Annotated in this window: 8 protein-coding genes; 7 read left to right on the top strand and 1 reads right to left on the bottom strand. The window is 66.1% G+C overall.

What is annotated here, in order from left to right; genetic code table 11:
* The 3 genes from ACLFQI_RS08560 to ACLFQI_RS08550 form a co-directional block, all read left to right on the top strand.
* Positions 1 to 275: nitrilase-related carbon-nitrogen hydrolase (locus tag ACLFQI_RS08560; protein ID WP_410758492.1), on the top strand; the 275-nt coding region annotated here is incomplete at its 5' end.
* A gap of 262 nt (positions 276 to 537) precedes the next feature.
* Positions 538 to 1,638 carry an anthranilate phosphoribosyltransferase gene (locus ACLFQI_RS08555; RefSeq protein WP_410758490.1) on the top strand — a complete coding sequence of 367 codons (1,101 nt, stop codon included), beginning with the start codon at positions 538 to 540 and terminating at the stop codon, positions 1,636 to 1,638.
* A 14-nt stretch (positions 1,639 to 1,652) separates the two neighbouring features.
* On the top strand, positions 1,653 to 1,985 hold the full coding sequence (locus tag ACLFQI_RS08550; RefSeq protein ID WP_410758488.1) for a non-heme iron oxygenase ferredoxin subunit: 333 nt from the start codon (positions 1,653 to 1,655) through the stop codon (positions 1,983 to 1,985).
* Here the strand turns inward: ACLFQI_RS08550 and ACLFQI_RS08545 are convergent.
* Entirely contained in the window at positions 1,982 to 2,572 is a 591-nt protein-coding gene (locus tag ACLFQI_RS08545) for a DUF2726 domain-containing protein (protein ID WP_410758493.1), read from the bottom strand. The genes ACLFQI_RS08550 and ACLFQI_RS08545 overlap by 4 nt on opposite strands.
* Positions 2,573 to 2,874: 302 nt before the next feature.
* Here ACLFQI_RS08545 and ACLFQI_RS08540 point away from each other — a divergent pair, with 302 nt between their 5' ends.
* From ACLFQI_RS08540 to ACLFQI_RS08525, 4 genes are all read left to right on the top strand, one after another.
* Positions 2,875 to 5,220, top strand: coding sequence for a methyl-accepting chemotaxis protein (locus ACLFQI_RS08540; RefSeq protein WP_410758486.1), 2,346 nt, complete (start codon positions 2,875 to 2,877; stop codon positions 5,218 to 5,220).
* A 12-nt stretch (positions 5,221 to 5,232) separates the two neighbouring features.
* Positions 5,233 to 7,290 carry a YgiQ family radical SAM protein gene (locus ACLFQI_RS08535; protein WP_410758484.1) on the top strand — a complete coding sequence of 686 codons (2,058 nt, stop codon included), beginning with the start codon at positions 5,233 to 5,235 and terminating at the stop codon, positions 7,288 to 7,290.
* 171 nt (positions 7,291 to 7,461) lie between these two features.
* Entirely contained in the window at positions 7,462 to 8,823 is a 1,362-nt protein-coding gene (locus ACLFQI_RS08530) for a TrpB-like pyridoxal phosphate-dependent enzyme (protein ID WP_410758482.1), read from the top strand.
* Between the two features lie 83 nt (positions 8,824 to 8,906).
* The coding region (locus ACLFQI_RS08525) for a hypothetical protein (protein WP_410758481.1) at positions 8,907 to 9,205 on the top strand (299 nt) is incomplete at its 3' end.

The following is a 9,205-nucleotide window of genomic DNA, read 5'->3' as shown; positions in this document are numbered from 1 at the left end:
CCAGCTCCGCCGCCAGCCTGCCGGTCAGCTCGCCTGCCGAGACCCCAGCCGGCCCGCCTGTCAGTTCCCCCGCAGCCGGCATCCAGTTCTGGGGCAACTCCTTCATCTGCGGCCCGCAAGGCGAGGTCTTGGCACGCGCCCCGGCAGACGCGGAACAGCTGCTCATCGCCGAGATCGACCTGCGGCGCAGCGAGCAGGTACGGCGCATCTGGCCCTTCCTGCGCGATCGGCGCATCGATGCCTATGCCGACTTGTCGAAACGCTGGCGCGATTGAGATCATGGCCACGCGCGGAAAGCGCCCGTTCCAGACCCAACGCCAGCAAAGAGTCCCAAAGGCAATGAGTGCAGAAGCATGCAACAGGCAGCGTGCCCGCTCAATCCACGGGCACCCGCCTTGAAGCCCGCGCCAACGAACCCGAGCTTGCGGGGTGCGCGCGATCGGCAACAAACCGACGCGGCCTCCGCCCGGTCTCGATGGCCGGTTCCTCCCCGTTTCTTCCCTGTTTCCTCCCAGCCTCCACGAGATGTCTTCAGCCATGAACGATACCCAACGCACGATGCGCTCGATCCTGCAACGCATTGCCACCGGTCCGGAGTTGTCGAAGGACATCTCGATGGAGGAGGCGCGCCTCGGCATGAACGCCATCCTCGACGACGCGGTCGATCCGGTGCAGGCCGGTCTCTTCCTGATCGCGCTGCGCATGAAGCGCGAAACCGATGACGAGCAGCGCGGTATCCTCGATGCGGTGCGCGATGCGACCCAGCATGCGGTCGCCGAGGTCGACGAGGTGGTCGATCTCGCCGATCCCTACGATGGCTACAACCGCTGCCTGCCGGCCTCGCCCTTCCTCGCGCCGATCCTCGCTGAGTGCGGGGTGCCGGCGGTCGCGCACGGGGTCGACGCGGTCGGGCCCAAGTTCGGCGTCACCCATCGGCATGTGCTGCAGGCCGCTGGCATCGCCGTCAATCCGAGTCCGGCCGAGGCCGCCGCCCGCGTCTCCGACCCGGCGATCGGCTGGAGCTACATCGATCAACGCGCCTTCGCGCCCAAGCTGCACGCTCTGGTGCCACTGCGCGGCACCATCGTCAAACGCCAGGCGATCACCACGGTCGAGGTCATGGCGCGGCCGATCCACGGCCGCCACAAGACCCATCTGGTCACCGGCTATGTCCACAAGCCCTACCCGCGCATCTACGCCTTGCTCGCGCGCCATGCCGGCTTCGACTCCGCCTTGTTGGTGCGCGGAGTCGAGGGCGGCATCGTCCCCTCGCTGCGCCAACCGGGGGTTTGCTTCAACTATCAGCACCTGGGCGAGGAGCAGTCGTTCGAGATCGACCCGGCCGAGATTGGCATCGAGCAAAACGTGCGCGCCGTGCCCTTGCCGGAGGATCTGCCCACCGTGAGCCGGCCGAGCGACGATATCGCTGTCGCCGTCGATGTCGCCGCCACCGCCCAAGCCGCAGCCCAGGCCGGAATGGCGGCCCTGGAGGGCCAGCGCGGCCCGAGCTACGACAGCCTGGTGTTCTCGGGTGCCCTGATCCTCTGGCATCTCGGTCGCGAGCAGACCATCGCCGCTGGCGCCGATCGCATCCGCGCCGTGCTCGACTCCGGTGCTGCGGCCCGGCGTTTGCGCTGAAACGGGGGGTTCGCATGGAATCGCCTTTCATCGAAGTCGCCCAGGCCGACGCCATCGCGCCGGGCAAATTCATTCGCGTCGAGGTCGATCGCACGCCCTATCTCATCGCCCGCGTCGATGAGCGCTACTACGCGGTCGAAGACAATTGCAGCCATGAGGACTATCCGCTCTCCTACGGCTGTCTGGATGGCGCGCGCATCAAATGCTCATTGCATGGCAGTCGCTTCGACCTGGAGACCGGCCAGCCCGCGGATGAGCCAGCCGACACGCCCATTCGCACCTATCGCGTCGAACTGGCCGATGGCCGCCTCTGGCTCGACCCGAGCGGTCCGCTCAATCAGCGCTAATCGGACGGAACCTCCGGGTCGCGCATCGCCGCGGTGAGTTGCGAGAGGAACGCGGCCTCGTCCTCATCGTCCTCGTCGTCATCGGCGCGGCGAAGGGTCGGCTCTTGGCGCGCGCGCCGAGCCGGAACCCACTCCGGGTCGTTCATCGCCAAGGCCTCCTGGATCAGGGTCGCAAGGCGAGCGGGCGTGGGCAGGTCGTTCAGGTTGAGTTCGAGCACCGGCATTCCTGCCGCAGCGAAAGCCGCCCGCATCCGCGTCGCACTCCGCCGTTGCGCTCGCCTCTCGGTCTCGCGCACCAGTCGGACGACAACCAGGGGATAGGCATCCGCAGCCGAGCAGATCAGGAGATCCGCCCAACCTGCACGCAAATGGGCGAGCGCAAGGCGCCGCTGCCGGCGCCCGATCCGGGGCAGTGGTCGTAACAGCGCACTGGCCGCAACCCTGGGAAAGACAGGATAGTCCTCGCCTAGCGTCTGTTGGATCAGGCGATGGCAGCGCCGCTCATCAGCCGACAACAGTGGCCGCCGTTCGAAGGGCGCCCCACGCAAACGCGCTCCACGCCCGTCTAGCAACGACCCGATCAGCATCAGCAAGAGCCAGCCTGCAAGCGCCAGCAAGACATACAGCGGGGCCATGGGAGACACCTCGTTAAGCCGGATGGCAGGATAGCAGACGGACCCCGCGCGCGGAGCCTTGATACGAATGCCGAATCGGAAAGCCAACGGCCGCCAATGGCTTTGGCCCCACTGACCCCGTTGGACGCATTATCATTCGCATGCTGTAGCATACGTCATGCGTTGGCCAGTACCCGCATCGTCAGGATGCGCGAGTCCCCCCGTCGCCGCTTGGAAACCCAAATCAACCGTTTTGACTCAAGGATTTATTCAACATGTTTCAAGACCTGAAGCTCGGCAGCAAGATCATTCTAGGGTTTGCGGCATTGATCGCGATTACCGCGATCCTCGGCGGCATCGCCACCGTCAATATGCTCACCGTCATGAACAAGTCGGTGATGCTGGCGGAAGAATATGTGCCCGAAGTCGAGATCGCCACCCGTCTGCGTGGCGCCGCCACCAACCTCATGTACGCCATGCGCGGGTATGGCCTGACCGGGGCCGACCATTATTGGCAGGATGCCGAAGCCGAAGCGGCGTTACTCGACGAGGCGCTGACCGATGCCAAGGCGCTCGAAACCAACGCCTCGCATCTCTCCACCTTGGGCGACCAGATCGCCAACGCCGAACAGGCGCGCGACACCTACTTCGAGCTGATGGAACGGACCCGCCAACAGACGCAACGGCTCGAGGCCAACCGCGAGCAACTCGACGATAACGCCGCGGCCTACATGCAAGCGGCGAACGCGTTCCTTGAGCGACAAAACGCGCTCTTCGAGCAGGCGCTCGAGGAGCGACTGACCAAAGTCCAGGCCGTCACCCGCATCGTTGAGTTCGGTAGCCGCGCGCGCGTGGTCAACGTCCAGGCCCAGGCCATGGAGCGAGCCTCCCTGCGGCAAGAGGCGATTGAACAGCTGACGGCCATCGCCGCCGAGATCGAGGCGATCCGACCGATCACGCGCCGCCAAGAGGAGACGGCGCAGCTCGATACCATCGAAGACAGCGCCGCCGATTATCGGGCCGCCATCCGCGCCCATGGCAATGAGGCCGACAAGGATTTCGCCGCCAGCGAACAGCTCCTCGACCAACTACGCACCGCCATGGACCGTGCAGAGCGCCATTTCATCGAGGCCTCCAAGACCTTCCTGGAGACTCAAATCGAGGCCTTGGCGGCCGACATGACCAACCGCCAGCGCGCGATCGCCCTGGCCAACCAGATCGTTACCCTTGGCAACGAGACCCGGATCAACGCCTTCAAGGCCCAGGCGCTCAATGATCTCGGCTATATCGAAGAGGCGCTCGAGACCCAGCTGCCGACGCTCCAGGAGCGACTGACCACGCTCGCAGAAAGCACGCGCGAGACCGCCCTGCTGGAGCAGATCGAAGCGACCCGCAACGCGGCGAGCGGTTATCAGGCGGCGATGGAACGATTGGGTGACAATCGCAAGACCCTGGACCAACTGGCGCTGGAACGCACGGATGCCGGGAGACAACTGATCGCGGCATGCAAGGTCACGGCGGATACCGGCCTGGAACACACGCAACGGATCGCCGATGATACCCAGCGCACCCTGACCCTCAGCAGTCTGGTGGTCGGCATTGGCCTGCTGATCGCCCTCGCCGTCGGCATCGCGCTGGCGTTACTGATCACCCGCGCCATCGTCGGCCCGATCAATCGCGTCGTCAAAGGCCTCGAAGACGGCAGCGAGCAGGTCGCGACCGTCAGCGGCCAGGTCAACATCGGCAGTCAGCAGATGGCCGAGGGCGCCGGCGAACAGGCCAGCAGCCTGGAGGAAACCAGTTCCAGTGTCGAGGAGATGGCCGCCGGCGCGCGTCAGAACGCCGAACATGCGCGCGCGGCCGATACTCTCAGCCGCACGGCCAACGACAAGGCCGAGCAGGGCGTCAAGACCGCCCGCGCCACCGCCGACGAGATGCGCGCACGGCTAGACCGTCTGCATACCGCGATCCGGGCGATCGAGGAGAGCACCAATAGCACCGCCACGGTGGTCAACACCATCGACGGCATTGCCTTCCAGACCAATCTGCTGGCGCTCAATGCCGCGGTCGAGGCCGCGCGCGCCGGCGAGCAAGGCAAGGGCTTTGCCGTGGTCGCCGACGAGGTGCGCAAGCTCGCTCAACGCAGCGCCGAGGAGGTCAAGAACACCAACGAACTGATGAAGTCGGCGAAGGATAACGCCGCGCGCATCAAGGACATCACCGCCGAGCTGGAGACATACCTCGGCAAGGCGGTCGCCGAGGAGATGGTCGCCTTGTTCGAGGAGACCGTGAACGCCAGCACCAGGGTCACCCAGTTGATGGGCGAGGTGGCAACAGCCAGCGACGAGCAGGCGCGGGGCGTCGAACAGATCAATCTCGCGGTCTCGCAGATGGACAAGGTGACGCAGATCAGCGCCTCGAATGCCGAGGAGTCGTCGGCGGCCAGCGAGGAGTTGGCCAATCAGGCCAACCAACTGAAGCAGATCGTCGCCGATCTCCGCGCTCTGATCGATGGCGTTCGCGGTGCCGGCAGCGCGGCGGAGGCGCGCAGCGGGGAACGCAACATCAGGCATGATCCGCCGCTCCTGCAACATTCGCGTCCAACGCACGACGCGTCCTAAGGCGGATCAGGCATGGACACCGCCCCCGACCTCTTCGGCTACCGCAAGCACTGGGCGCATAAGCTCGGCACCGCGTCCGAGCTGCCGATGTCGCGCGAGGAGATGGATCTGCTCGGCTGGGATCGCTGCGACATCGTCATCGTCACCGGCGATGCCTATGTCGATCATGCCTCGTTCGGCATGGCCTTGATGGGACGGCTGCTGGAGGCGCAGGGCTTTCGCGTTGGCCTCATCGCGCAGCCGGACTGGACCTCGGCGGAGGCGTTCACCGTGCTCGGGCCGCCGGCGCTGTGCTTCGGCATTGGTGCCGGCAACATGGATTCGATGGTCAACCGCTACACGGCGGATTGTTGTCCGCGCTCCGACGATGCCTACTCGCCGGATGCCACCGGCGGGCGGCGGCCGGACCGCTCGGTGCTGGTCTATGCCCAGCGCGCCCGCGAGGCCTACAAGGACGTTCCGATCCTGCTCGGCGGCATCGAGGCCAGCCTGCGCCGGCTCGCGCACTACGATTATTGGTCGGACAGGGTGCGCCGCTCGGTGCTGATCGACAGCAAGGCCGATCTGCTGCTCTACGGCAACGCCGAGCGCGCCATCTGCGAGATCGCGCACCGTCTCGCTCGCGGCGAGCCGATCCAACAGATCCGCGATGTGCGGGGCACCGCATTTGTGACCCGTCGCGGCGAGCGGCCCGCAGGCTGGAGCGAGATCGACGCCAGCGTGCCGGATGCGGAACCCGCGCGACGCCCCCTAGAACGCGCTCGCACGGTCCTGCGCCTGCCCGCGTTCGAGCAGGTCCGCGCCGATCCGATGCTGTACGCCCAGGCCGCGCGGCTGTTGCATCTGGAAACCAATCCCGGCAATGCCCGCGCGTTGGTCCAGGCCCACGGCGAGCGCGATCTCTGGCTGAACCCGCCGCCGATCCCCCTGACCACCGCCGAGATGGACCGGATCTACGAGCTACCGTTCGCGCGCCGGCCGCATTCGTCCTATGGCGACGCGCGCATCCCGGCCTGGGAGATGATTCGTTTCTCGGTGACCATCATGCGCGGCTGTTTCGGCGGTTGCAGCTTCTGCTCGATCACCGAGCACGAGGGGCGCATCATCCAGAGCCGCTCGGAACGCTCGGTGCTCGCCGAGATCGCCGATATTCGCGACCGCACGCCGGGCTTCACCGGCACCATCTCCGACCTCGGCGGGCCGAGCGCGAACATGTACCGGCTCGCCTGCCGCGATCCGGTCATCGAGTCCGCCTGCCGCCGGCTGTCCTGCGTCTCCCCCGAGGTCTGCAAGAACCTGTCGACCGACCATTCGGCGCTGATCCAGCTCTACCGCAAGGCGCGCGCGGTGCCCGGGGTCAAGCGGGTGCTCATCGCTTCCGGGCTGCGCTACGACCTGGCCGTGCACTCGCCCGCCTATGTGCGCGAGCTGGTCACGCACCATGTCGGCGGCTACCTGAAGATCGCCCCCGAGCACACCGAGCCCGGCCCGCTCGACAAGATGCTCAAGCCCAGCATCGACAGCTTCGAGCGCTTTCGCCAGCTCTTCGAGCAGTTCTCGCGCGAGGCCGGCAAGGAGCAGTACCTGATCCCCTATTTCATCGCCGCCCACCCCGGCACCAGCGATCAGGACATGCTCAACCTCGCGCTCTGGCTCAAGCGCAACCGCTTCCGCCCCGATCAGGTGCAGGGCTTCCTGCCGACGCCGATGGCGCTGGCCACCGCGATGTACCACAGCGGTTGGAACCCATTGCGCCCGGTGCGGGCGGGTGCCGAGCGCGTCAGCGTGGTGCGCGGCCAGCGCCAGCGCCGGCTGCACAAGGCCTTCCTGCGCTGGCACGACCCGAGCAACTGGCCGCTGTTGCGCGCGGCGCTGCGGCGCATGGGCCGCGCCGATCTGATCGGCAACGGCAAGCGTCATCTGGTGCCGAGCGCGCAGCCGGCCGCCGCCGCGCCGCGCCCACCAGCCGCAACGCACGCAGCGCGCACCACCCACGCCGGCGTCGACAAGCCCATGCGGCCACGTCAGCGGCGAACCGCCCGGGGCGCGCGCCGTCGTCCGCCCGGTTGAATGCGCCAAGGCCCTTCAGCCGGCAGCAAGAACCTGGCACACTTGCCGACGCTTTAGGCGGGCTCTCCTCCACGCCAAAACGACCCGAGACCGGTTGCGGTCACACTCGACGAACCGCTGGCTCGCGCACGACAGATTGCATCAACCCCCTGGAGAAACCGAAGAACGATCATGAGCGATAGCGTCAAGTACCTGCTCGACGAAGAGCACCTGCCCAAGTTCTGGTACAACATCAACGCCGACCTACCCGAGCCGATGGCGCCGGTGCTCCACCCAGGGACGAAACAACCGATCACGCCGGACGATCTCGCGCCGATCTTCCCGCGCGCCGTGATCGAGCAGGAGATGAGCACCGAGCGCGAGATCGAGATCCCGCAGCCGGTGCGCGAGGTCTACCGCCAGTGGCGCCCGGCACCGCTGTTCCGCGCCCGTCGCTTGGAAACAGCGCTGGATACCCCGGCGCGCATCTACTACAAATACGAAGGTGTCAGCCCAGCCGGCTCGCACAAACCGAATACCGCCATCGCCCAGGCCTTCTACAACAAGGCCGAGGGCGTCAAACGCATCACCACCGAGACCGGTGCCGGCCAATGGGGCTCGTCGCTGGCGCTCGCCGGCACCTTCTTCGACCTCGAGATCGTCGTCTTCATGGTCCGGGTCAGCTTCGATCACAAGCCCTATCGGCGCGCCTATATGGAAACCCTCGGCGCCGAATGCATCGCCAGCCCGAGCGCGCGCACCGAATCCGGGCGCGCCATTCTCGCCGAGCATCCGGACAGTACCGGGAGTCTGGGTATCGCCATCAGCGAGGCAGTCGAGCTTGCGGTGCAGCGCGACGACACCCGCTATGCGCTCGGCTCGGTGCTCAACCATGTGCTGCTGCACCAAACCGTCACCGGCTTGGAGGCGATCGAGCAGATGCAGATGGCCGACGATTACCCGGACTTGGTCATCGGCTGCACCGGCGGCGGCAGCAATTTCGCCGGCCTCGCCTTCCCGTTCCTGCATCAGGCGCTGCGCGACGATCTCAAGACCGAGTTCATCGCCGTCGAGCCTTCGGCCTGCCCGACCCTGACCAAGGGCCGCTTCGCCTACGACTATGGCGATACCGCCAAGCTGACGCCGTTGGTGAAGATGTACACGCTCGGCTCCGGCTTCGTGCCGCCGGGCTTCCATGCCGGCGGCCTGCGCTATCATGGCATGGCGCCGCAGATCAGCCATCTCGCCCAGCTCGGCCTACTCAAACCGCGCTCCTACCACCAGCTCGAATGCTTCGACGCCGGCATCCGCTTCGCCAAGGCCGAGGGTATCCTACCGGCACCGGAGGCCAACCACGCCGTGCGCGCCGCCATCCACGAGGCCGAGAAATGCCGCGAATCGGGCGAATCCAAGGCGATTCTGTTCAACCTCTGCGGCCATGGCCACTTCGACATGCAGGCGTACATGGACTACAAGGAAGGCAAGCTCAATGATCTGAGCTACGACGAAGGCGAGATGGCCATGGCCCTCGCCGGACTGCCGACTGGCTGCTAAGACGAGTTCTGTCAATCGCTTAAACCCATCTTCACCGCGTCAAAACCCGCTCATTGCGACCATTACCGTAGGAGTAGATTGCCATGTCGACCCCCACTGCAAACGTTCAGACGAATCGTAACGGGCGGCCTCACCGGCAGCCCCGCCTTGCCGGCCTCTGGCCAACGCTGAGCACCTGCGCGCTGTTGTGCGGGACCGCGCCCCTCTTCGCCGATGAAGCCGCGCCCACCGCGAGCGACGAGGACAACACCAGCGCCACCAGCGAACGCCTAGACCGGCTTGAGGAGGAAAAGGCCTCGCTCGAAGAAGAACAGGCAGAACTTGAGGACGAGAAGACCTCCCTTGAGGAAGAAAAGGCCGACCTCGAGGACGAGAAGACCTC

The organism is Halochromatium sp. (assembly GCF_046541315.1).
Lineage (GTDB): Bacteria > Pseudomonadota > Gammaproteobacteria > Chromatiales > Chromatiaceae > Lamprobacter.
This window is presented reverse-complemented; position numbering and strand designations above follow the sequence as displayed.